The sequence below is a fragment of the Sorangium sp. So ce145 genome, assembly GCF_051525985.1.
Lineage (GTDB): Bacteria > Myxococcota_A > Polyangia > Polyangiales > Polyangiaceae > Sorangium > Sorangium cellulosum_B.
Map to the genome: position 1 here is coordinate 10,242,658 of NZ_CP150315.1, position 22,924 is coordinate 10,265,581.

Below are 22,924 nucleotides of genomic sequence, written 5' to 3' on the forward strand. Positions count from 1 at the left end.
GCGCCGCGTGGAGCGCGGCGCGGCGCTGGCTCGAGTCAGCTGACTCAGTGGCTCGTCGGATCCGCGGGATCCGTGCCCGCGTCGCACTCATCGCCGTCGAGGAACCCGTCGCCGTCGCGGTCGATGCCGATGCGCGTGCCCGAGCCCGGCGGCACGCAGGTGTACGTCACCGGGTGCCCGGTGAGCGCGGCGAGCGAGCGCAGGACGAGATCGCTCAAGGGCGGGGCCGCGGCCCGCGCCGTGGTGAACTGGCCACCTCCGATATAGAGGAGGCCGGTCTCCTCGAGGAGGAACGGGAGCTTCGCCACGAGGTCGCACTCCCCTACCTCGGCGCGCTGGCGGAGCAGGTCGATGCGCGGCCAGGCCGCCGTGGCGTTGTGCGAGCCGAGCGTGACCTGCTGCCCGACGATGGGGGCGAGGTTCGTGTCGAACGCGAGCATGTACTCCACGGCCTGCTCGCGGAGGAGCTCGCCGGGCGCGCCGGGCGGGAAGCCGTTCGGCGAGAACTCGCTCTGCTCGAACCCGATCGCCTGGTGGAAGCGGAAGAGCGTGTCCATCACGCCGTCGTGCATGAACCCGAAGCCGCGAATCTGGTCGCCCTTGAAGTCGTTGTCTCCCAGGTGGAAGAGGCTCGGGACAGGGGCCATGCCGAACATGCCGACCTTCTGGTACATGTTGCGCAGGTGGGGGATCTTGAAGCTCTGGCCGTTCTCCTGGCCGATGCTCGCGCCGTCCGTCCCGAAGAAGCCAGGGAATTCGCTGCTACCGGCGTTCCCATCCGGGTCCAGGGTATGGCAGGAATTGCACGAGAAGGTCCCGGCGCCGCCTTCGCGGAAGAAGTGATCGCGCCCGGCCTGTTGATCGGTGTTCAGCGAGTTGTCCAGGTTCCGGATCGGGTTCGGCGGATACGAGAGCTGGAGGATGAAGTCCGTGAACGCCTCCATGTCCTCGTCGGGGATGGGCGCGTGCCGGCCGAGCAGGTTGGTGAAGCCGCCCTGGAATTTCTCGAATGCCGCGCGCTCGTCGAAGGCCCCGCTGTCCGGCTGCGCGGTGGACGCGTCGTTGCCGCCCGTGCGGTCGCCGCGCCAGTGCATCGGGCCGTGGTTGGCCATGCCGCGCAGGCTCTGGGTCGTCATCGGCCCTTTCATGGGCTTCAGCGAGGTGTCGGCGGGGAACGGCGGGTTGATGTTCGTGAACGGCCCAGGGTTCGTCACGGTGTCCCCGTCGGGGTTGCCGAGGTCCCATGCCAGGCTATCGACGTCGCCGAAGACGTGGCAGCTCGCGCACGACGAGTCGCCGTGAGCCGACGAGAAGCTCGCGTCATGGAGGAACCGCCGCCCGCGGACCACGCTCTCCGGCTCGGGGTTGTGGAGGGGGATGTGCGCCGTCTCGGCGTTCGTGGACGTGTTGACGATCGAGATGGAGTTGTCGAAGCGCGTGAGCACGTACAGGCGGCCGCGCGGCTGATCGAGCGCTAGCCCGCTCGGCCCGCCGCCGGTGACCTGGATCTGGCTCGCGAGGCTCGGCGTGAAGGTGTCATTCTCGATCTGGGCCGTCTGGAAGACCCCGACCTTGCTCGACCCGAACGCCGCGACGTAGAGCTTCGATCCGTCGCTCGTCACCGCCATGTCGACCGGCGTGGCCAGGCTCTTCGCGTTCTCGGCGTTGGGCACCGGAGCGCAGCACGTCGAGTAATCGATGTGTTTGTTCAGGTGCCGCGGCAGGACCGAGCCGCCGCTGCCGAGCACGGAGATCCGGCTCTCGTGCAGGTGTCCCCGGACGCTCGTGCCGGCGAAGGTGCCCGGGCCCTCGAAGCGATCGAGGTTGAACGCCTCGGTGTTGGAGACGTAGACCTTCCCGTTCGCCGGGTTGACGACCATGTTGTAGAGGACGGTCCCGACGCCGGTGAAGTAGCCGGCGCTGCCGGGCCGCTGGACAGGGGGATTGGCCGTGGCGTCGATGACGAAGACGTCCTTGTCGGGCAGCGAGAACATGACCGAGTCGTCCCAGGGGTTGCCCCCGGCGTCGACCCAGTGGGTCCCGTCGTGCTGGACGATGAGCGACGTCGTCAGCTGCGGCTCCCCGAGGTAATTCGTGAACGGCGGCAGCATCCCACCTTCGTCCTCCACGATCGCGCGGTGCACGGCGGTCGTGCGGTTGCCGGTGTGGAAGCCGGCGGCGTACACCGAGGTCCCGTCCGGGCTGACCGCGAGCGCCCTCGGCGTGTCGGTGAAGAAGGAGAGGATCGTGAGGGGCGTGCCTCCGAGCGATGACTGGGTCGCGACGGCGCTCGCGTTGAACACCCACACGTCGGCGCGGCCGACCCCGGGCGTCGTCAGCTGCGGATCGAACGGCGCGTTCTGGCCGCGGTGGGCGGCGGTGATGAACGCGCGCGACCGCCCGGGACCGCCGAAGACGATGTCCCGCGGCTCGTCCCCGACGAGGAGCGTGCGCACGACCCGCGGCCGCAAGGGAAACGAGACGTCGACGACGCTGACGCTATCGGAGAGGTGATTGACGACCCACACCTCGCCGTCGTTCCGCGCGGCGACAGCGACGGGCTCCAGGCCGACGGTCACGGATGAAATGTGTGTCAGACCACCCGACGAGACGTAGAATATCTCCAGACGATTGTCGGGTGTATTGGCCGCGAAGAGCAGGTTTCGGCTTGGTGACAGCGCGAGCGGTCGGACCTGACCGCTCTCGAAGAGGGTGTACGACGGAGCCGCCTCCGCGCTTGCTCCGACAGCGAGGCAAACGAGCGTGGCGGCGGTGGAGAGCAGGCGATTCTGGGAGCGCAGTGCACGATGTGGGCGCATACCGACCTCCTTGCCAGGGGGCTTTGGCAAAAGGACTCCTCAGTGTAGAAGTGCACGGTTATCCTTGAGGAATCAAGAACTTCCTGATGCCGCTGGTGTGCTCCCTGTTGGGCAGCCAACAAGGGTGATGTCGTGATGCGGCCGTGTCGCTTTTGTCGAGTGTCTCGCCGCGTATCTCGCCGCGATCTCGCCGCGTGTCTCGTCGTGTGTCTCGCCGCGTGTATGCGCGAACTGCCTACACGGTGGCCGCGTCAACGACTGTGGTGTGCGCCAGCGGAGGCGCTGGCGCGCCGCGAGAGCAGCTCGCCGCCAGGGCCGATAGAGACCCATAGGAGAAGGAGAGCGGCGCCGCGCACGCCGCGCGCGTGGCGTGGAGGACGTCTCGCGTGGATCGAAGGGCCGTTGGATTCTTGTTGCTGGCAGGCGTCCCCGTGCTCATCGCCGCCGCGCGGAGCGCCTGGACCGCCGGCGCGGCTCGAGACTAGGATCGTCCCCCGTACACATCGAGCCTCGGGAGATCGCCATGTGCCGGAACATCAGGACGCTGTTCAACTTCGAGCCGCCGGCGACGGAGGAGGAGATCCGGGCGGCGTCGCTGCAGTTCGTGCGGAAGCTGAGCGGCTTCAACCGGCCGTCGCAGGCCAACGAAGCGGCGTTCGCGCAGGCCGTGGAGGACGTCGCGGCCGCGGCGCGCGTGCTGATGGCGTCGCTGTCCACGACCGCCGCGCCGCGGGACCGCGAGATCGAGGCGACCAAGGCGCGCGAGCGCTCGCGGCTGCGCTTCAGCCGCGGCTGAGGCGCGGGGCCGCCGCGCCGAGCTCGGCTGACCCTCCGGCTATCGCGCCGTGCCGCGCGCCTTGCGCGCCGCGCTGCCGCGGCCCTTGCCCTCGCGGCGAGGGCCCGGCGCGGACGGCTCTCCTTGCCGTGATGGCGCCGCCTGCGGTGATTGCCCCGCCCTCGCCTCCCGGGCGCGCCGCTCCGGCAAGCACACAACGCGCGCGGCGATGGCCATGCCCTCGAGGAAGGCCTCGCGCGTCGCGGCGCCGTGCTTCAGGCCGCGCGCCGAGGAAACCAGGGTGTCCGCGAGCTGGCGCCCGGTGACCCCCGCGGGCTCGTAGGCGGCCGCGAGCCCGGAGGCGCGCAAGGCCTCGGCCACGGCCTCGACGAACCGCCCCTCGTGCTCGGCGACGAGGGGGCCGACGAGCTCGCTCGCGGCGGTCGAGAGATCCGCCGCGTCGGCCCCGAGCGCGCCGACGAACCGGCCGACCCACGCGTCGAACGCGGCCACGAGCCGCTCCTCCAGGGGGCGCTCCGCGTCGGCGAGCGCGGCCGCGGCCGCGGCGAGCGCGGTGTCGAAGAAGTGCTCCACGGACGCGCGGAAGAGCTCTTCCTTCGTGGCGAAGTGGAGGTAGAGGCCCTGCCGCGAGACGCCCGCCGCGCGCGCGACCTCGTCCATCGACGTCTTCCGGAAGCCGAAGCGCAGGAACACCGTGAACGCCGCGTCCATCAGCTTGCGGCGGCGCAGATCCTCGGCGGGTCTGTCGGTGGAGCTCGGGCCGCCCTCGTTCACGATGGTCAATATTGACAATAGTAGACCAAATTGTCAACAGGAGCCTTGACGGTGCGCAGGTGGGCTGTCAGGTACGTCGGGTGCGCCAGCCCGCCTCCCCGGCCGATCCCGCGCGCTCTCCCTCCCGCGCCCGCCGGGGGGTGAAGATCGGCGTGGTCGCCGCGGCCGCCGTGCTCCTCGTCGTCGCGCAGCGCATGGGGCTGTTCGAGATCTTCGGCGAGCCGGCGCGCATCAAGCAGGCGCTCCTCTCGCTCGGGCCGTGGGGGTATGTCGCGTTCGTCCTGGCGTACGCCGCGCTCCAGCCGTTCGGCGTGCCGGGCACGGTGTTCATCCTGGCGGCGCCGCTCATCTGGCCCTGGCCGGTGGCGTTCGCGCTCTCGATGGCGGGCACCATGGCGGCGAGCGTCGTGGGCTTCTCGTTCGCGCGCTTCGTCGCCCGCGACTGGGTCGCAGCGCGTGTGCCGGCGCGCTTTCGCGCCTACGATGAGGCCCTGAAGCGGCGGGCGTTCCTGACGGTGTTCGTGCTCCGCCTTGTCCTCTGGATGCCGCCCATGCTCCACGTCTTCTTCGGCGTCTCCGGGGTGCGCTTCTGGACGCATTTCTGGGGCTCGCTGGCCGGGTACGCCCTGCCGCTCCTGGCGACTGCCTATTTCGGCCAACGGGTCTTCGACGCCCTGCGCGACGCACCCCCGTCGGCGTGGGCCGGAATGGGCGCCGCCGCGGTGGCCGTCATGGTCCTTTCATGGCTGGCCAGGCGCTGCTCCAGGCGCGGCGTCGTCCCCTCCTGACACTCTTGGCATCACGAGAGGCCCTGTCTCCCGCGAAATTGCGTCGCGAGCGGGTCGAGCAGCGCAACCGCGAGAAGGGCGAGACGTTTTCCATGGTGGTTCCACCGGACATGTTCGAGCTGGCGAGCGACATGTGGGAGCCGCCCGAGGAGCCCGAGCGCAGCGGGCGCGACATGCGGTTCATCGACACCACGGGCGGCTGATCCGAGCACGGGAGTCCCGACCGCCACGGACGGCGCGAGCGAGGGCGGCCGCTCGACCGGAGGCGAGCCAGCCTCGCGGCCCGACCGCTGGGCCGCCCCTCGCGTGGTAGCTTTCGCCCGTGAAGCTCTCGTTCAACATCGCTGGCCCCTGCATCCCCGGCGAGCACTACATGCTGCCGCCCGAGCGCCGGCTCGGGCCGGTGCTCGATGCGATCGAGGAACGCAGGTACTTCACGCTCCACGCCGGCCGCCAGACGGGCAAGACCACCAGCGCCCGCTGGCTCGCCGAGCACCTGAACCACAAGGGCGACCTCGGCGCCGTCTGGGTCGACGTCCAGATCGCCCGCGAAGAGCCCGATCCGGCGAAGGCCTTCGAGGCCGTCCTCTACGCGCTCGACACCGCGGTCGACCGCGACCTGCCCGACCTCGGCCGCCCCGCGGACGACGTCCGCCGCGTCGATCCGGCGAGCACCTTCGTCCTGCGCTACCTGCGCGATCTCGCGGCGCGCAGCGACAGGCCGCTGGTCGTGCTCTTCGACGAGGCGGATGGGCTCGTGGGGGCGGCGATGGTCTCGTTCCTGACCCAGCTCCGGCAGGGCTACCTCGACCGGAGCCGGATCCCGTTCCCCTCCAGCGTGGCCCTCATCGGCCAGCGCCAGGTGCGCGACTACGCGCTCGCCCTGGAGGAGCGGCGCGCGGTCGCGTGGCTGGGCACGACGTCGCCGTTCAACATCACCGCCGAGGCGACGACGCTCGGCCCCTTCACCGAGGCCGAGGTCGCCGAGCTGCTCGCGCAGCACACCGCCGCGACCGGACAGCGCTTCGAGCCCGAGGCGGTGCGGCGGATCTGGGAGCTGGGACAGGGCCACCCATGGCTGACCAGCGCGATGGCCGACCAGATCGTCCGCCGCGACGTGGAGGACCGCGCCGTCCCGATCACGACAGCCCACGTCGAGGCGGCCAAGGAGACGCTCATCCTGGAGCGCCGCTCGCACATCGACTCGCTCATCGCCCGGCTGCGCGAGCCCCGGGTGCGGCGCGTGCTCGATCCCATGCTGGCCGGCACGCAAACGGACAGCGATGTGCTCGATGACGATTTCTCCTACGTCCTCGGCCTGGGCCTGATCCGCTTCCACGGCGGGCGCTTCGAGATCGCGAATCCGATCTATCGCGAGGTCGTCCCTCGGGCGCTCACGTTCATTCGCCAGGCGCAGATCCCGGCCGAGCCCGCCGCTTACGTCAACCCGGACGGCTCGCTCGACATGGGCAAGCTCTTCACCGACTGGCAAGCGTTCTGGCGCAAGGACGGCCACCTCGCCGCCGAGGGGTTCGGCTACCGCGAGGCCGGGCCGCACCTGATGCTGATGGCCTTCTTGCAGCGGGTCGTGAACGGCGGTGGACGGGTGGAGCGCGAGTACGGGCTCGGGCGCGGCGCGCTCGACCTGATGATCTGCTGGCGCGAGGAGCGCCACGCCATCGAGGTGAAGGTCCGCCGCGACACCGAGACCGAGGCCGAGGCGCTCGATCAGGTGGCGCGGTACCTGGAGCACGCGGGGCTCGGCGAGGGGTGGCTCGTGATGTTCGACCTGCGCAAGGAGCGATCGTGGGCAGAGAAGCTGTTCGTGCGCGAGGTGGCGCACGGGGGAAAGACGGTCCGCCTCGTGGGGTGTTGAGGCCGCGCTGGGGCGATGACCACCGAGCCGCTCCGCCCCGTGTCCGGCCTGGACGGCGACGGCGCCGCTCGGAGCTGCCGGGTCGGGATCGATGAACCGGAATCGACGAAATTTCCTCGCGTCACCGCGCCGCGGGGCCGCGGCCCAGGGCCTCGCGCGTTGAAAGCCCGCCGCCGGAGGCTATGCACGAGGCATGCGTGAGCGTCGCCCCAGCCAGACGGCATTCATCGTCGCCCTCATCCGGGCGCTCGCGGACCAGGGCCTGACCGATGTCCCGGGCTTCGAGGATCCGGTCGTCCACCGGCTGCTGTCGCGCCGGTGGAGCGCCGCGCTGGCGCTGTTCGCGCGCCGGCTCCGGCGCCTGGACCCCGCGAAGCGCGCGCGCGCCCTGGGCCGGCTCTCCGCGGTCCCGCTGCGCGTGATGGCCATCGACATCGAGCTCGAGCGCGCGGTGGCGCTCGGGTGCCGCCAGGTCGCGAGCCTGGGGGCGGGGCTCGACACGCGCGCTTTCCGGATGAAGGCGCTCTCGGCGACCCGGTTCTTCGAGATCGATCACCCGGCGACGCAGGCCTTCAAGCGGCGCAAGGCGGCGGGACTGCCGCCGCTCGTGGAGCAGCTGACCTACGTGCCCGTCAACTTCGAGCGCGACGCGCTCGCCGCGGGCCTCTCGGCCGCCGGCCATCGATCCGACGAGCCGACCGCGTGGGTCTGGGAGGGGGTGGTGATGTACCTGTCGGACGAGGCGCTGCGGTCCACGCTGCGGGCGCTCGCCGACGCCTCGGCGCCGGGCAGCGTCCTCCTCGTGTACTACATGGAACCCCCCGAATCGCGCCGGCCGCAGCGCATCCTCCGCCTGCTCACGTGGCTCTGGAGCGAGCCGCTCATCGGCCTGCGCCGGCGCGAGGTGATGCTCGCGGAGGTCGAGCGGGCCGGGTTCCGGGCGCTGCGCGACACGGGCCCAGCGGACTGGGCCCGGCAGTTCGGAGCCCCGTTCGCGCCGTCCAACCCGGCCACGAACACCCGGCTCCTCGTCGCCGAGCGGCCCGGCCCGGGCGCTGCCCCGCCGCCCGCGCGCCCGCCGGCCTGACCCGGCCGGCGCCGCGCCTCAGCTCCACGTCGCGGAGCGCCGCGGGTGGCGGGTCTCGATGGCCTCGGCGTGCCCCCGCAGCCCGCGCGCGGCCGGGAGGTTGCCGTGCTCCTCGAAGACGTCGGCAAGGGAGAGCCCGAGCACGACGATCTGCTGGGGCTTCTCCAGCGCGCCGACCATCGGGGCCACGGAGCCGAGCAGCTCGAAGGCCCGCCGCCACGCCGTCGCCGCGGCGTCCGGCATGTCGGCGTTGAGCGCCGCGTGGCCGGAGCAGCGGTGCATGTCCGCCGCGAACTCGTGGCTCCCGCGGCGGTTCGCGAGCTCTCCCGCGCGCGCGTACGCCTCCGACGCGTCTAGGAAGCGGCGCTGCTTGCTGTGCAGGCTGCCGAGCGAGGCGTAGGCCTCGGGGACGATCGCGAACAGGCCGCGCCGCTCCGCCTCCTTCAGCGCGGCGACGAACACCCGATGCCCCTCCTCGACCACGCCCGCCGCGATCAGCGAGCGCGCGCGCTGCATGGCGATGTGGACGGCCTCCTCGGCCAGCCCCCGGCTCGCCAGCATCTCCTCGGCTTGCTGCTGGAGCTGCGCGGCGTCGGCGTGCCGCCCCGCGTGAAAACACGTGTCCGCCTCGTGCAGGAGGCGCCGCGCGGGGAGGAGCTCCGGCGCGCGGAGGGGCGACTCGGCGGCGATGCGCAGCTCCAGATCGGCGGGGAGGCGCCGCCCGCGCGCCGAGAGATCGGTGATCACGCGCTCGAGATCGGCGATGGCCGCGCCGTCGGCCTCCGGCCACACGACGCGGGACGCGCCCTCGCCGAGGCGCGCGAGCAGATCGCCGACGCTCGAGTGGGCAGGATCGACGAGGACCCAGCGCACGAGCGCGAGGTCGGGGCAATGCGCGAGCCAGAAGAGGTCGCGGGCATAGGCGCGCGGGTCGTCGATGTGCTGCGGCGCCAGCACGACGACCGCGGTCCCGTCCGGGGCGCTGGCGGCGACGTGCGCCGCGAGGGCGCTGGCGAAGGCGTCGAGCGGCTCGCGCAGCGGGCCGTCCTCGGGCGTCGCGAGCGCCGCCGGGGCGCCGAGCTCGCGCGACAGCGAGCGCTCTCGGGCCGCCCAGCCGCGGCTGGGCCCGTAGACAGGATCGGCCAGGACCCAGACGGGACGGGGCGCCGGGCCTGCTTCACCGAGCGCCCGCAGCAGCGCCAGCGTGTGGCCGTGGACGTGTGCCGGCACGATCACGTGCAGCAGGCGGGCTCGCTCGCCCGTGAAGATGGCGCTGAGCGCGCTGGCGAAGTCGTGGGTCATGTCGCGGTTCCGGGCGGATTCTTGCTCCGATCGCCGCGGAGGCCAAGCGGAGGCGCCCGCGCTGCGGTGCGGGGCCTCCCCTGCCCCTGCGCCAAGAGCGCCCGCCTCCCGGATCCTGGGCGGGCGGCCATTGCGCGTCGCAGGACGCCACGGTCGAGGCGATGTGTCTCAGGGGCGCGATCCCCGGATCCGAGGGTGTGGTGACGAGGAGCACGCGCGGGCGCTCGGCGCGGTTTGGCCCAGGCATTGCTGACATGGTCGAGCGCGGAGGAGAGGATACCGTGAAAACAGGGATTCGATCGCTGCTCCTGGGCAGCATGGTCATCGGTTGCGTCGGTGTGATCGGTTGCGGAGGCAGCAAGCCTCAGCCGGAGGGACCTGCCGAGAAGGCGGGCGAGGCCGTGGACGACGCCGCGCGCGACGTCAAGGACGAGGCGAAGGACGCCGCGGAGTCGACGGGCGACGCGGCCGAGAAGGCGGGGGACAAGATCGAGGAGAAGACCGACTAGCGGCCCCGAGCGATCTCGGGCCGTTCGCGCAGCGAGGGGCGAGCCGGTGCGCTCGCCCCTCGCTGCGCCTCGTGAGCAAGGCTGGCCGGAGCGCCTCGCGCGCGAGATCGCCCCGGCCGGCGATGAACCCCGAACAACCCCGGCCGCGCCGAGGCGCGGCGCACCATGGAGGCAGGAAGATGAAAGCGACGTCATTGCTCGAGAAGCAGCATCGCAAGGTGGAGTCCCTCTTCAAGCAGCTCGAGAGCGGCAGATCGGATCCGGCGCCCGTGCTCGCCGAGCTCGCCAACGAGCTCGCCGCGCACATGGCGATCGAGCAGGAGACGTTCTATCCCGCGGTGCAGCAGATCAAGGAGGACGTGATCCTCGAGAGCTTCGAGGAGCACGCCATCGCCGAGCTCGCGCTGAAGCGGCTGCTCTCGACCTCCCCGGACGATCTCTCGTTCAAGGCGCGCGTGACGACGCTGAAGGAGCTCATCCAGCACCACGTCGAGGAGGAGGAGAAGGAGCTCTTCCCGGCGGTCGAGAAGGCCGTGGACGAGAAGCGCCTCAGCGAGCTCGGCAGGTCGATGAAGGCGGAGTTCGAGCAGCGGCTGGCCGAGGGCTACGAGACGCTCCTGCCGGCGGGCTACAAGAAGACGTCCGCGGACCAGGCGAGCCGCGCGATCCACGAGAGCCACGCGAACGGCGCGGCCCGGGCCTGACGAGGCCCGCTCGAGGAGAGAGGTCGCGCGGCGGTCCGGCGGTGAGACATGAAAGACGCGATCGGCTGGGTCAGCTCTGGCATCCTCGTGCTGACCATCGGCAATCAGGTCTACAAGCAATGGAGGAGCAAGACGAGCCAGGGCATCTCCAGGTGGCTCTTCATCGGCCAGCTGGCCGCGTCGATCGGGTTCGTCATCTACAGCTGGATGCTCGAGAGCTGGGTCTTCGTGGCGACGAACTCGCTCATGGTCGCGAACGCGCTCGCCGGCGCGACGATCGTCTATCTCCAGCGGAGGCGCCGCGCGCCTCGCTCGGCAGAAGATGAGGCCAGGGCCCGGCGAGCGTTCAAGTTTCCCCGGGCCGCCGGCCCGCGCGGGCGACATTTGAGAGCCGGTCGCGGTGCGCTGGCTGTCCTGTCTCGCACGAGTGGAATTCGAAGCAAACGAACACACATTCATGCGACACGCGCGCTTCTCTCCGCACAGACACGCGGGAAGCCCGCCAATCGAGCCTGAACCGATCAAGCATGCAAAAGTGAAGCAGGATCGGTCGATGTTGAGCATGCGTCGAATACCCCATAGACTCGACGGATGCTTAACCCTCGGACTCCTTCATGCGCCGTCGCGCTCGCCGCGACGTTCATCGGTGCTGTGCTGTCGGGCTGCGTCGGTGAGGTGGGCGACGGGTCGCTCGATGGCGAAGGCGGCGGGCCGTCGAGCGGCGCCGGCGCCGTGATCCACCCGGGAGACTCCGGCAGCGGACCGAGCACCAGCAGCGGCGGCTCGACCGCGGCGGGCACGGGCGGCTCGTCCGGCGCGGCGACCGGGGGCGCCGGCGGCTCGTCTGCCCAGGGAACCGGCGGCTCGGCCACGGCAGGCGCGGGCGGCTCGAGCGGCGAGGGCGCCGGCGGCGCCAGCAGCTCGGCCGCGCAGGGCACAGGCGGCGCTGGGGGCTCGGCCACGGCGGGCGCCGGCGGCTCGTCGGCCGAGGGCGCCGGCGGCTCCTCCGCGCAGGGCGGCGGGGGCTCGGCCACGGCCTCGACCACGGCCGGCACCGGAGGCTCGAGCGGCGAGGGCTCCGGGAGCGGCGCTGGGGGCTCGGGCGGCGCCACCGGCGCGGCGCAGCTGTGCGTCGATACGATCAACCAGCACCGCGCCACGCTCGGCTTGCCGCCCCTCGCGCGCTGGGTCGAGGCGGAGTCGTGCTCCGATGAAGAGGCCGAGTCCGACGGGAACACCGGCGAGTTTCACGGCGCGTTCGGCGCTTGCAAGGAGAACGCCCAGAACGAGTGCCCCGGGTGGGATGGCCCGCCGGAATCGATGATCGTCCCGTGTTTGCAGGTCATGTGGGACGAGGGGCCGGGCGAGGATTTCGAGAAGCACGGCCACTTCATCAACATGAGCAGCACCCGCTTCACGAAGGTGGCTTGCGGGTTCCACACCTTCCCGGACGGCAGCGTCTGGGCGGTGCAGAACTTCCGGTGACGGGCGCGGCGAGCGCTCGCGGGCTTCATCCGTCGGGCGCCGTGCCCCCGCGGGCACCGGCGGATTCATCTTCTCCCAGGACCGCCGCGCCCTCCTCGAGCTTGCCGGTGAGCCGCACGCGCGTCGCGCGGTGCACCCACACGTCGAACGCCTCCATCATGCGCCGCTCGATGGCCGCGCCCTCCAGCAGGCCGAGCGCGCGCGCGACGGCCTCCAGCGTCGACAGGGCGCCCTCGTGCGGCGCGCGGCGCAAGCCATAGCGGCTCGGCGCGCCCTCGGGCAGCGTGACCGGCTCGGCGCCGCGCGCGTCGGCGTCCCGGTGGACCGCATGGCGCGCCTGGTTCCAGTTGCCGTCAGGAACGAGCAGCACCACCGGCTCGCCGCTCGCGTCGTCTGGCGTGAGGGCGCGCGCCTCGGGCGACGGGAAGAGCACGAGCCGGCGGCCCTCCGGCAGCGGCGGGCGCGGCCGCGGCGCGATCTCGCCGCGCACGCGCACCTCCGCGCCCTCGAGCAGGCGCGCGACGAGCCGGCCCGTGTTGGTGCTCCTCGTGCGCTCGATCCGGTGGGTGAGCAGCACGACGCGCGTGCGCACGGAGAGCCGGGGCAGCGCGCCGCAGAGGCACATCGCCTGCGGCAAGCCGCAGCCGCGGCAGCGCGGCGTCCCGCGCGCGCGGATGGGGGGCAGATCGGGCGGCTGGAGCGGGAGGAACGTCATCGCGTCCGGGCCGGGCGTTCTCCCACGCGCCGGCCGCCCCCGTCAAACGGCCCCGCCCCCGGACAGCGCCGAGGGTGATCGCGGGGCCCCGGCGTCGCGCCGCGCGACGATCCTCGGCCCCGGGCTGCGCGCCGTAGTACATAGCCACGTGCACATCCCTGGGTGGCCGCCTCCGTGTCAAGGAAGCGAATGCCGCTTCAGCGTGGCCCACCCGATCTCGGGGCTCCCCCAGGTCATGCCGCCGCCCTCCGCGGTGCACAGCGTCACCTCCGCGCCGCTTGCGCAGCTCGAGTACGTCGAGCAACCGTCGCTGTCCGCCGCGCTCGGTGATCCCGTGCACCGGTTCAGCTCGGCCCACCTCTCGAAGGTGCCGGCGGCTCCGAGGAAGGTGATGTTCGCGCCGTTCGGCGCCTGCTGAGGCCCGCCTTCGTAAGGCACCAGCAAGTCCGCGGTACCCCGGAACGAGATCTCGGTCACAGGCCGCGACGGCTGGCAGGGCTGCTCCGACTCCGCCAGAAGGTCGAACGCGCTGGGAGCGACCGCGGCAAAGACGTCCGCGGCGTTGCAGGCCAGGTGGTAGGCCATCCCGCCGCCGTTCGCGACGCCGACGGCATAGACCCGCTTGACATCGACGCACGCCTCCTTCTGGACCTCCTGGACCAGGGCGCGCGCGAACCCCACGTCGTCGACGTCGCGCGACGTCGTGCAACACGGACCGATGTTCCACGCGCCGTCGATGCCCTGCGGCCACGCGACGATGAACCCCTCGGCCTCGGCAAGCTCGCGGTACCCCGAGGCCTCGGCCTCCTCCGCCGGGGTCCCGCCCAGCGTATGGTAATCGAGCACCAGCGGCATGGGGCTCGCGCCCGTGTAGCTCGCGGGGAGGCGAACGACGTAGCTTCGGGTGGTGTCCCCGACCGTCACCGTGCGCTCGTTGTCGCCGGGCGAAAGCGTCGTCGCCGGGCACGCGGTCGCCGTCTCGCCCTCGCCGGGCGTCCGGCAGAAGCCGCCCTGACAGCGGAACGGCGCGCCGAGCGGCTCGCAGTCGGCGTCGCCGCTGCAGGAGATATCGCAGAACGCGGCGCTCTCGGCCGCGTCGCAGGCCGCCTCGGCAGGCCGCTCCGCCACGGCCACACACTCGGCGCCGAAGACGAGCGCCGTACACTCGCGGGCGACAGAGCAGGCGCGCGTGCAGACGCCGCAGATGCAGGCGAGGCCGTCCGCGCAGCTGGCATCACAGCTCCTGAGAAAGTTGGTCTCGCTCCCCGTTTGAGGCCCGATGTCCCTGCAGGCCGAGCCGAGGAGCGCGCCGCCCGTCACGCCCGCGATGAGGCACGCCGTCACGACCACCCTAGATCTCATCGCCGCCCCCGCTGTCCTGCTGGATGAAGCACTGTCCGATGTACAGAACGACCTGCGTGTACCTGTCCGGCCTCTCGTGCGCCGCGTTGAAGGCCTCGACCTGCTCGCGCAGCTCGACCAGCTGGGCACGCAGGCGCCCCAGCGTCTCGTACGCCCGCTGTTCGTGCGGATGGCCGGGCCACAGGTCGAGGGTATAGGTGCTCCCCCCGACGCGATCGCCGAGGCCGGGCGCGGAGCGATCCTCGCGCAGCCGGCACAGGATGGTCTTCACCATCGCCTGGAAGTGATCGAAGATCGCCGCCTCCCACCCCACGGGCGAGCCCAGCAGCACATAGAGGCTCCCGGCGCTGTACGTCGCCCCGGCGCCCTCCCCGCTCCGCTCGACACGCGCCGATTCCACGAGGCGCCCCAGGGCGGCGTCGAGCTCCGCGCGCTCGATGTGCGTCCGCTGAAGCAGCTCGTCGCGCGCGAGCGGGCCTTCCCGGTAGATGATCGCCCAGACGAGCTCGTCGACGCCTTCGCCGGAGCGGAGCGCGCGCAGCGCGCCCAGCTCGTCGTCGGACACCGCGCGATACACCACCTGAGCCCCCTGCCCCGCCTGGAAGATCAGGCGGCTCTCGCAGAGGTCGAAGAGCACCCCGCGGAGCAGGACGTCATCCTCGCCGGCGAACGCCCTCAAGATCTCGGCCCGCGGCGTGATCCCCCGGCGGCGGATGTGGTCCAGCACGGCCTCCCAGAGCGAACGGCCGCGCTCGACCGAGCTCTCCGTGATCCGCCGGACGCGGCGCTGATAGGTCCGGAGCCCCATGCCGAACATGTCGGCGCTCACCTTGCGGCTGACGCCTTGCCGCTCGAGCTCGGTGACCAGGTCCTGGAACACCTGGTCTGCGAGCTGGGCCAGGGGTGCGCGCCAGCCGCCCGAGGTCGCCAGCTGGGCGATGAGGACGGTGGTCTGACGAACGATGGCATGAATCAGCTCTACCGTCATAAATTGATACGTATCGACGAGAAGCCTCGTTGCGCGCCACAGAGTAACGCCACACAGACCGGCGGGGGGAGTGACAAACCCGACACCCCCCGGGCGTGGGGAGGGGCGACGAGCGGCAGCCCATGGGGGCCCGCAGGGGGCTGTGGTGTGACGGAAGCCGCTTTCCTACGTGGAGGATGGACCTGAGATAACGTTGCTTTCCATGTGAAGCGGATCACGAGAGGCACGATCTCTCGCAGACCGCCTCCTCGGCCCGCTCCGTCACACGCGGCTCGTCATGATGGCGCTGCCGCCGCTCGCAGTCCGCAACGGCCGGCGCTGCGGAGCCGCGGACTCATCGAGCCGCTCGGCCTCGAGTCTCCCTCAGCGCACGCACCGCCAGCACCAGCTCCTCCAGCGTGTCGACGATGCGGTCGGCGCCCGCAGTCTCCAGCTCCGCGCGCGACCCGTAGCCCCAGGTCACCCCGATCGCCACGAGGCCGTGCGCCTTGGCGCCGAGGACATCGTGTTCGCGGTCGCCGATCATGCACGCGTCGGCGGGGGTGAGCGACTCGCGCTCCAGGGCGTGCGCGATGAGCTCGGCCTTGGTCGAGCGCTCGCCCGACAGCTCGGCGCCGTAGACCCGGGGCACGTGCGAGCGAAGGCCGAAGTGGTCGATGATGCGCTCGGCATAGACGGCCGCCTTGCTGGTGACGAGGCAGAGGCCGTGGCCCGCCTGGCCGAGCTGCGCGAGCGCCTCTGGCACACCGGGATACACGCTGTTCTCGAACAGGCCGAGCGTGCCGAAGCGCTCGCGATAGACGCGCACGGCCTCCTCGATACGGACGTTGTCGCGCGTCGCCAGGATCTCGGCGAACGCCTCGCGCAGCGGCGGACCGATGAAGCGGCGCACCTCGGCGAGGCCGATCGAGCCGTGCCCGAGCACACGGGCCGCGTGCACGAAGCAGGCGGCGATGCCAGGGGCCGGATCCGTCAAGGTGCCGTCGAGATCGAGAAACAACGTGCGCATGGCGGCGCACGTAGGGCACCGAAGGGGGCGGCGGCAAGGGTCGCGAACTGGCACAGACGCGAGGTCAGACCGAACGGAACTTTTCGGTGACGCTCCCCTCGGAGAGTGGGCATCGTGACGGCTCTCCAGGTCGACGAGCGGGGGATGACAGATCTGTCCAAGGGGGGCGACGGCGATCTCGCCGTCTATTCACGCGAGTCGCAGCGGCAATAGAACAAGGAGGGTCGGACGCGAGCCGAGGGTCTCCGCAGGTCCTGACCAGCGCCCCCTAACAGAAGGTGACGACGATGAACTATCCTGTTCTTTCCTCCCGATTGGTGGTCCGTTGCGCTCTTGGGATGGCCGTGCTCAGCCTCGGAGCTTGCGCTTCAGAAGTCGACCCGAACGAGGGTTCGGAGTCGGAGAGCGCAGCAACCGGAGGGACGACGGGCACCAGCGCTTCCACGACCGGAAGCTCGACGAGCGGGGGGACAGGCGCTGGAAGCTCCAGCTCTGCCGGAGCGACAATGGGGACGACCGGCGCGGGAGGAGCCCCGAGCGGCGCTACCAGCGGCGCTTCCGGCACCGGCGGGGGCGGCACCGGCGGCGCAGACCCGAGCGGACCAGCGTCGGTGAGCAGCACGAGCACGGGCGGCGACCCCGGAACGGGCGGCGGGGATGACGGCCTGCCTCCAACGGGCGACAACTCGGTTGCGTACACCGGCTGCTCGATGGCCAACAACATCGGCACTGGCTACAAGCGCGTCGGCGGCAAGGTCATGTGGAACGCGGACAACTATCAAACGGGCGCCATGGTGGTCCAGAACTGGACCAACCCGAACAGCTCTTCCTGGCAGCTCTTCGACCGGAAGATGGAGTCGATCGGGGGGAAAGATGTCGTCAAAGCCATCATGGTCCAGATCTGCATCCTGTCGCAGCGGGCGACCGACAAGGAGCTCCGTGACATGGTCAACGCGGCGCGCCAGCACGTCAACCCGGGCACGCATATCTACATCGTGGGCCAGCCGGTCTACAACGCTGGGCACGATTGCTTCATCGCGGGAGCGGGCGGCGCCGACTGGACGGACATGAAGGCGCAAGAGCTGGCCAAGGACTCGACCATCAACGAGAACATGAGCTACCTCGGGAAGTTCATCCTCAACAACGACGCCGGCGAGGTCAGCGACGGCTGCCACGCCAGCAGCCCGAAGGGCGAGAACGTGCTGGGAGAGCAGGCGAAGGCGTTCTTCGGGGGCTGATCGGAGCACAGGCCCAAGGAGACCGAGCTGCGATGTCGACGGGCGCGCGCCACGCGTGGTGGCGCGCGCTCCGGAGGAGAGCAGGATCTGACCATCGTGGGTGACCTATGATTTCGCTTGCCCCTCCTTGCCACACCGTTTGCATCGCATTCTTCGGGCTGCTGCTCTCGGCAGGTTGCACCTGCGGAAACGAGGAGATGATCGCAGCGGACGAGACGATCGCCGGGGATCGAAGCAGCGGCCACGCGGGCGCTTGGGCTGGAACGGCGCCAAGTTGCACCGGGCTGCCGGCGACCTGCGGGCCATCGGAGAACGAGGACTGCTGCGACAGCTTGCTGGTCTCCGGCGGAACCTTCGCTCGAAGCTACGACGGCGTGGACTATCTGGACCGGAGCTACACGGCGACGGTGAGCGACTTCTACCTCGACAAGTACGAGATCACCGTGGGCCGGTTCCGGGCGTTCGTCAACGCAGGCATGGGCACGCAGGCCAGCCCGCCTGGGGATGGCGCGGGCGCACATCCAAAGATCCCAGGCTCTGGCTGGAGCTCGGCGTGGAACACCAAGCTGCCGCCGAACACGGCTGCCCTGAAAGACGCCCTGAATTGCTTTGTGCACCAGAGCTGGACGGACACGGCGGGGAGCGACGAAAATAAGCCCATCAACTGCCTGGACTGGTACACGGCGTTCGCTTTCTGTGCGTGGGACAGGGGACGGCTGGCGACAGAGGCGGAGTGGAACTACGCGGCCTCCGGGGGCAGCGAGCACAGGTACTATCCGTGGTCGAAACCAGCGACCTCTACGGCAATCGATGACAGCTACGCGGCCTACTGCGGCGGCACCTGCAGCCTGCGGAACGTCGGCTCGACGTCGCCCAAAGGCGACGGGAAGTGGGGGCAGTCCGACCTGGGCGGGAACGCGTGGGAATGGACGCTGGACTGGGACCCGGTCCAGTACCCAATGCCATGCCATGACTGCGCCGCCGTGACAGCAGGCTCCTACCGGGCTTTCCGGAGCGGCAGCAACGACGACCTCGCCCCGACCCTTCGGTCAGCCACCCGCCACGTCTACTACCCCGAGCTCCGAAGCAACATCGGGTCGCGTTGCGCCAGAAACCCTTAGCCAGCCTGTCGGTCACCGGCCTGTTGCCGTTTCTCTCGAGCAGGATCTTCAGCTCGTAGGAGGTCGGAGCTCCGGCCGTGACGCCGCGCACCGCCGGGGCCGCCTGCGCTACGCGGGGTCGAGGCTGGGCCGGGCGGCTGGGCGCTCCGGGTCGCATCGCACGTGCTAAGAAATTAGCATGCGATGCTTGCTAAATTCTTAGCACCAGGCTACGGATGGACGTCATGCCGAAGCCGCCGCTCACGCGCCGAGAGCGCGAGATCATGGACATTTTGTACCGCCTGCGGCGCGCGACCGCGCACGAGGTGAAGGACAACCTCGAGGATCCGCCGAGCTACTCCGCGGTCCGCGCGCTGCTGCGCCTGCTGGAGGAGCGCGGGCACGTCAAGCACGTGGAGGAAGGGCAACGCTACGTCTACACGCCGGTCGCGGCCCCCAGCGAGGCTCGCAGGAGCGCGCTGGCGCAGGTCGTGCGGACGTTCTTTGGAGGCTCGGTCGAGCAAGCGGTCACCGCGCTGGTCGACACGTCGAAGTCCAAGCTATCGCGGGAAGAGCTGGATCGCATCGCCCAGGTGATCGAGCGCGCCAAGAAAGAAGGGGGTTGAGATGAGCCCGATCGAGATGAGCTTGCTACCGTTCCTCGTCGATGCCGCGCGGGGCGCCGTGCTCCTCGGGCTCGCCCTCGCGGTGATGCCGCTGCTCCGCCGCGCGCCGGCCTCCACGCGCCGGCTCGTGCTGGTGCTCGGGCTCGCGGCCGCGGCGCTGGTGCCGGTCGCCTCGCGGCTCGTTCCGGCGTGGCGCGTGCTGCCGGTCGCCGAGCTTGGCGCCGCGGACGCGGGTAGACCATTCGCCGAGCCCATCGGGGATGCCATTGCCCCGCCCTCCGTCGAGCCTGTTTCCCACGCCGTAATGCAGGCTCCGTCCGCGCCTGTCGCGCCGGCAAAGCAATCCTTTCCGTGGGGCCCGGTGCTCCTTGCCGTGTGGGCGCTCGGGGCATTTGCGGTGCTCGCTCGCCTCGCCCATGGCCTCGCCAAGGCGCATGGGATCGCCCGGCGCGCAACCCCGCTCTCGTTTCCCGCGATCACGGCGACCCTCGGCGAAGCGCGCATGAACGCCCGCGTGTGCGTCAGCTCCGAGATCGATGTGCCGGCGGTGACCGGGGTCTTTTCGGCGGTGGTGCTGGTGCCGCGGGGGGCGCTCGAGTGGAGCCAGGCGCGCTGGCGGGCCGTGCTGTTGCACGAGCTGGCGCACGTTCGGCAGCGCGATTGTCTTGCCCAGATCGTGGGGCAGCTCGCCTGTGCAATGCACTGGTTCAACCCGCTTGTGTGGCTCGCGGCGCGCAGGCTTCGCATGGAGCGCGAGCTGTCGGCGGACGAGCGGGTCCTGGCGAGCGGGGCGCGGCCGACCGAATATGCCGAGCACCTGCTGGCCATCGCGACGAGCGCCGCGCGGCTCCGTGAGGTGCCGGGCGGAGCGCTCGGGATGGCGGAGCCCTCGCAGCTCTTGGCGCGGGTCGAGGCCATCGTGCGACCGCGGGCGGGGTCTCTGCGCACGTCGGCCGCGCGGGGCGTTGCAATCACCGCGTCGGCCGCGGCGCTGCTCGGGGTGGTGGCGTGCGTCACCGCCGGCAAGGAAGGACCTGCCGCGGCTGTGGCGGCCAATCCGGCCAATCCGTCCGGGAAGTCGGGGCCGGTCGCTCCTGCACCAGCGGGCTCGTCCGTTCCGACCTCTACCTCCGCCGTTGCTGGCTCCACGCCGGCCTCTCTGGCCCACCTGACCGCGGAGGTCGCCTCTGTACTGGGCGCCCCGGCCGATCGCCTGGAGCTCACGATCGATCGCGACATCCAGGCGATCGTCGAGGAAGAGATGAAGCGGATGGCGGACGAATGGCGCCCTGTCGCCGCCACGGCGATCGTGCTCGATCCAAGGACCGGCGAGGTCCTGGCCATCCATGATCCGAGCACCGCCTCGGCGCCGCGCGTCAGCGGCTCGACCATCAAGTCGCTCACCATCGCGGCCGCGCTCGACGAGGGGGCCATCGCGGTGACCGACCGGTTCTTCTGCGACAAGGGCGCGCGGAGCTATGGCAAGGAAGTCCTCCGCGACGCGAGCCCGAACGAGTGGCTCGACGTGCCGCAGATCCTCGTGCGCTCGTCGAACATCGGGGCCTCGCGGATCTTCGACAAGCTGGGCGGCGCGGCGCTCGGGCGCTGGCTCCGGCGCTTTCATTTCGGCGAGGCGATGCGCATCCAGCTCCGCGGCGCGCCGGTCGGCGAGATCCCTCCGGTCATCGCGGACGGCTCGCTCCTCGGCGTGTTCCTGGCATCGGGCCATGGCGGCGCGATGGCCAGCCCGCTGCAGATGGCCGCCGCGTATGCCGCGATCGCCAATGATGGCGTCTTCAATGCGCCGACGCTCGCCCGGCGCGCCCGGGGCGCGGACGGCGGCGTCCGCTTCGAGCACCACCCGGAGAACGAGCGCCTGCTCCGCCCGGAGACGGCGCGGGCGGTGATGGGCATGCTGGAGCGCGCCGTGAGCGACGAGCAGGCGACGGGCAAAGCGGCGCGTGTGCAAGGCGTGCGGGTCGCCGGGAAGACCGGCACCACGGACGAGCGATCGGCGGCGGGCGAGCCGCGCAATTACGCGAGCTTCATCGGGGTCGCGCCGGCCGAGCAGCCGCGCTTCGTCATCCTCGTCGGCGCGGTGGTCGCCGCGGAGGACGCGACGGGCGGCAAGGTGGCGGGGCCGGTGTTCGCGCGCATCACCGCGCGGGCGCTCGGGCGCTGATTGGTGGTGCAAAGGTTCCGGGTGCGGCCGCTCTCCGGTTGCCGGTGCCAAGGTTCCGGGTGACGGATCCGAGGTGACCCGGAGCGAGCACGAGCTTGCCGGTCCCCTACATCCACCTCGCCCACATCGACCGGGATCTGCGCTGGGCCGTCCCGAACGATTTCGGCGTGATCTTGCAGAAGGACAGCATCGCCGATCCGGAGAATTCGGGGCTGGCTACCACCTCCAGGCGCGCTGCGCGTTGTCTGGCGGCTCGTCGTGTCGGCGGGCTCGACGAGGAGGAAGCGCCGAGATCAGCCTGATACGAGCCTCATTTGCGTCGCGCGGCGATCCCGATCGCCCAGGGCGCCCCCTGCTCTTCCCAGAGCGCCTCGCAGCGCTCGATCGCGAAGCCGGCCTCCGGGAGCAGTTGCTTGAGGTCGGCCATGGAGAAATAGACCCGCCGGGAGAGCCGCCTGAGCACGGGGATCCGCTGCCAGTCCGCGTAGAGCAGGACCGCGCCGCCCAGGCGCTCGCGCATCAGGTGAATGCGACGAATGGGATCGCCCAGCCTCCATTTGTAGCGCCAGAACCCCTCGCCTTCCACGCTGGCGATGAGCTGACCGCCGGGCTGGATGACGCGCGCGAGTTCCCGGAGCGACGCGCGCACCGGCAGGTGATTCAGGGTGGCGAAGGAGAGCCCGTGCGTGAACTCGCCATCGCCGAAGGGCAGGCGTACAGCGTTCGCGCACCACCACTCCGGCTCCCGCGCCGACAGCGGCCCGCTCTTGCTGAGCGCTGCGACGTGGAGCGCGAACAGATCATTGTCGACGCCGACCGCGCGGAGCGGCCGCCGCGCCGCGACGCTCCGCAGGATGTGCCCCATAGAGCAGCCCACGTCGAGCACGCGGCTGTTCGCGTCGATGGTGGCGTGCTGGTGGAGGAACCGCACCGTCTCGCTCGTCCTGTCCGCGCCGATCGTGCGGGACAGCACATCGAGCGCGTTGCTCCCATCCCAGGTCAGCCGCGGACGATCACTGGCCGTGATCCAGCCGTACGCGCGCAGATCGTCATGGAAGCAGATCTCCGCGCGCCGCTTCTGCCCGGGGTACTTCTTGAGCCAGCTGAGCGTGGCCTGGACCCCGACCGCGTCGCGCATGGCCCAGCCCGCGGCGGCGGCCACCGCGGCGTCATCGCCAGCCACGCCCCTCAGCTCGCGCGTGGTGTTCGGTTTGTGAACGTACCTGACGGCCTGGACATCCGCTTGCCCAACCCGTATCGCACAATTCTCATTGCTCATTGATGTACCCCCGGCACGCCTGTGCGGTCTGTATCGCACTGCGACGCGCCCCCCGCCAGACTGCCCCTCCCCCCGAGAAGCCCACATCCGACGTTCCGAGGAATAGCTGTCATACCCAACGGCATGACGCAAATCACCCTCGACAGGCTTGATATTGACGCCCGTGGCGGTCGAAAAATTGTTATGATTTGACCGTCGGTGACGCTCGGGAGCGCTCGGGAGCACGTCCATCACGCATCTCGCGCGTTTTGAGGAGCGTCCCGTTTTCGACGGCGACGGCCGATT

Annotated in this window: 21 protein-coding genes; 13 read left to right on the top strand and 8 right to left on the bottom strand. The window is 70.8% G+C overall.

Annotated features, from left to right (window positions below; genetic code table 11):
* Positions 1–44 precede the first annotated feature (44 nt).
* A complete protein-coding gene (locus tag WMF34_RS37935; RefSeq protein ID WP_437990850.1) occupies positions 45–2,819 on the bottom strand; it encodes a hypothetical protein in 2,775 nt (924 codons plus the stop codon).
* A 523-nt stretch (positions 2,820–3,342) separates the two neighbouring features.
* On the opposite strand from WMF34_RS37935, the gene WMF34_RS37940 reads away from it, so the two are divergent.
* Positions 3,343–3,615, top strand: a complete 273-nt coding sequence (locus tag WMF34_RS37940; RefSeq protein WP_012240078.1) for a DUF2277 domain-containing protein — start codon at positions 3,343–3,345, stop codon at positions 3,613–3,615.
* Positions 3,616–3,654: 39 nt separating this feature from the next.
* Here WMF34_RS37940 and WMF34_RS37945 read toward each other — a convergent pair whose 3' ends face one another.
* Entirely contained in the window at positions 3,655–4,389 is a 735-nt protein-coding gene (locus tag WMF34_RS37945) for a TetR/AcrR family transcriptional regulator (protein ID WP_437990851.1), read from the bottom strand.
* Between the two features lie 80 nt (positions 4,390–4,469).
* Between WMF34_RS37945 and WMF34_RS37950 the strand changes: the two genes are divergently transcribed.
* From WMF34_RS37950 to WMF34_RS37960, 3 genes are all read left to right on the top strand, one after another.
* Positions 4,470–5,177, top strand: coding sequence for a TVP38/TMEM64 family protein (locus tag WMF34_RS37950; RefSeq protein WP_437990852.1), 708 nt, complete (start codon positions 4,470–4,472; stop codon positions 5,175–5,177).
* A gap of 322 nt (positions 5,178–5,499) precedes the next feature.
* Positions 5,500–7,053: an AAA family ATPase gene (locus WMF34_RS37955; protein WP_437990853.1), complete on the top strand. Its 1,554-nt coding sequence runs from the start codon at positions 5,500–5,502 to the stop codon at positions 7,051–7,053.
* A 193-nt stretch (positions 7,054–7,246) separates the two neighbouring features.
* Positions 7,247–8,140 carry a class I SAM-dependent methyltransferase gene (locus tag WMF34_RS37960; RefSeq protein ID WP_437990854.1) on the top strand — a complete coding sequence of 298 codons (894 nt, stop codon included), beginning with the start codon at positions 7,247–7,249 and terminating at the stop codon, positions 8,138–8,140.
* Between the two features lie 18 nt (positions 8,141–8,158).
* On the opposite strand, the gene WMF34_RS37965 is transcribed toward WMF34_RS37960, so the two are convergent.
* Positions 8,159–9,442: a hypothetical protein gene (locus tag WMF34_RS37965; protein ID WP_012240083.1), complete on the bottom strand. Its 1,284-nt coding sequence runs from the start codon at positions 9,440–9,442 to the stop codon at positions 8,159–8,161.
* A gap of 281 nt (positions 9,443–9,723) precedes the next feature.
* On the opposite strand from WMF34_RS37965, the gene WMF34_RS37970 reads away from it, so the two are divergent.
* The 4 genes from WMF34_RS37970 (at position 9,724) to WMF34_RS37985 (ending at position 12,140) form a co-directional block, all read left to right on the top strand.
* The gene (locus WMF34_RS37970; protein WP_012240084.1) at positions 9,724–9,951 is read left to right on the top strand and encodes a hypothetical protein; all 228 of its coding nucleotides are present in this window, start codon (positions 9,724–9,726) and stop codon (positions 9,949–9,951) included.
* Positions 9,952–10,130: 179 nt separating this feature from the next.
* On the top strand, positions 10,131–10,655 hold the full coding sequence (locus WMF34_RS37975) for a hemerythrin domain-containing protein (protein WP_012240085.1): 525 nt from the start codon (positions 10,131–10,133) through the stop codon (positions 10,653–10,655).
* 48 nt (positions 10,656–10,703) lie between these two features.
* Entirely contained in the window at positions 10,704–11,171 is a 468-nt protein-coding gene (locus WMF34_RS37980; RefSeq protein WP_437990855.1) for a hypothetical protein, read from the top strand.
* Positions 11,172–11,246: 75 nt separating this feature from the next.
* Entirely contained in the window at positions 11,247–12,140 is an 894-nt protein-coding gene (locus WMF34_RS37985) for a CAP domain-containing protein (RefSeq protein ID WP_437990856.1), read from the top strand.
* Between the two features lie 25 nt (positions 12,141–12,165).
* Here the strand turns inward: WMF34_RS37985 and WMF34_RS37990 are convergent, their stop codons facing one another.
* The 4 genes from WMF34_RS37990 to WMF34_RS38005 form a co-directional block, all read right to left on the bottom strand.
* The gene (locus tag WMF34_RS37990; protein WP_437990857.1) at positions 12,166–12,855 is read right to left on the bottom strand and encodes a tRNA-uridine aminocarboxypropyltransferase; all 690 of its coding nucleotides are present in this window, start codon (positions 12,853–12,855) and stop codon (positions 12,166–12,168) included.
* A gap of 177 nt (positions 12,856–13,032) precedes the next feature.
* Positions 13,033–14,217 carry an alpha/beta hydrolase family esterase gene (locus WMF34_RS37995; protein WP_437990858.1) on the bottom strand — a complete coding sequence of 395 codons (1,185 nt, stop codon included), beginning with the start codon at positions 14,215–14,217 and terminating at the stop codon, positions 13,033–13,035.
* The gene (locus WMF34_RS38000) at positions 14,207–15,205 is read right to left on the bottom strand and encodes a hypothetical protein (RefSeq protein ID WP_437990859.1); all 999 of its coding nucleotides are present in this window, start codon (positions 15,203–15,205) and stop codon (positions 14,207–14,209) included. Before WMF34_RS38000 ends, WMF34_RS37995 begins: the two co-directional genes overlap by 11 nt.
* A 334-nt stretch (positions 15,206–15,539) precedes the next feature.
* Positions 15,540–16,214: an HAD hydrolase-like protein gene (locus WMF34_RS38005; RefSeq protein WP_437990860.1), complete on the bottom strand. Its 675-nt coding sequence runs from the start codon at positions 16,212–16,214 to the stop codon at positions 15,540–15,542.
* Positions 16,215–16,825: 611 nt separating this feature from the next.
* On the opposite strand from WMF34_RS38005, the gene WMF34_RS38010 reads away from it, so the two are divergent.
* The 5 genes from WMF34_RS38010 (at position 16,826) to WMF34_RS38030 (ending at position 21,662) form a co-directional block, all read left to right on the top strand.
* Entirely contained in the window at positions 16,826–17,452 is a 627-nt protein-coding gene (locus WMF34_RS38010) for a hypothetical protein (protein WP_437990861.1), read from the top strand.
* 197 nt (positions 17,453–17,649) lie between these two features.
* Entirely contained in the window at positions 17,650–18,573 is a 924-nt protein-coding gene (locus WMF34_RS38015; protein WP_049876496.1) for a formylglycine-generating enzyme family protein, read from the top strand.
* Positions 18,574–18,797: 224 nt separating this feature from the next.
* Positions 18,798–19,178 carry a BlaI/MecI/CopY family transcriptional regulator gene (locus tag WMF34_RS38020; RefSeq protein WP_044969989.1) on the top strand — a complete coding sequence of 127 codons (381 nt, stop codon included), beginning with the start codon at positions 18,798–18,800 and terminating at the stop codon, positions 19,176–19,178.
* A gap of 1 nt (position 19,179) precedes the next feature.
* Positions 19,180–21,360 (top strand): penicillin-binding transpeptidase domain-containing protein, encoded by a 2,181-nt coding sequence (locus WMF34_RS38025; protein ID WP_437990862.1) that lies wholly within the window; start codon positions 19,180–19,182, stop codon positions 21,358–21,360.
* A gap of 167 nt (positions 21,361–21,527) precedes the next feature.
* Positions 21,528–21,662, top strand: a complete 135-nt coding sequence (locus tag WMF34_RS38030) for a hypothetical protein (RefSeq protein WP_437990863.1) — start codon at positions 21,528–21,530, stop codon at positions 21,660–21,662.
* Positions 21,663–21,670: 8 nt separating this feature from the next.
* On the opposite strand, the gene WMF34_RS38035 is transcribed toward WMF34_RS38030, so the two are convergent.
* On the bottom strand, positions 21,671–22,543 hold the full coding sequence (locus WMF34_RS38035) for a class I SAM-dependent methyltransferase (RefSeq protein WP_437990864.1): 873 nt from the start codon (positions 22,541–22,543) through the stop codon (positions 21,671–21,673).
* Between the last annotated feature and the right edge of the window lie 381 nt (positions 22,544–22,924).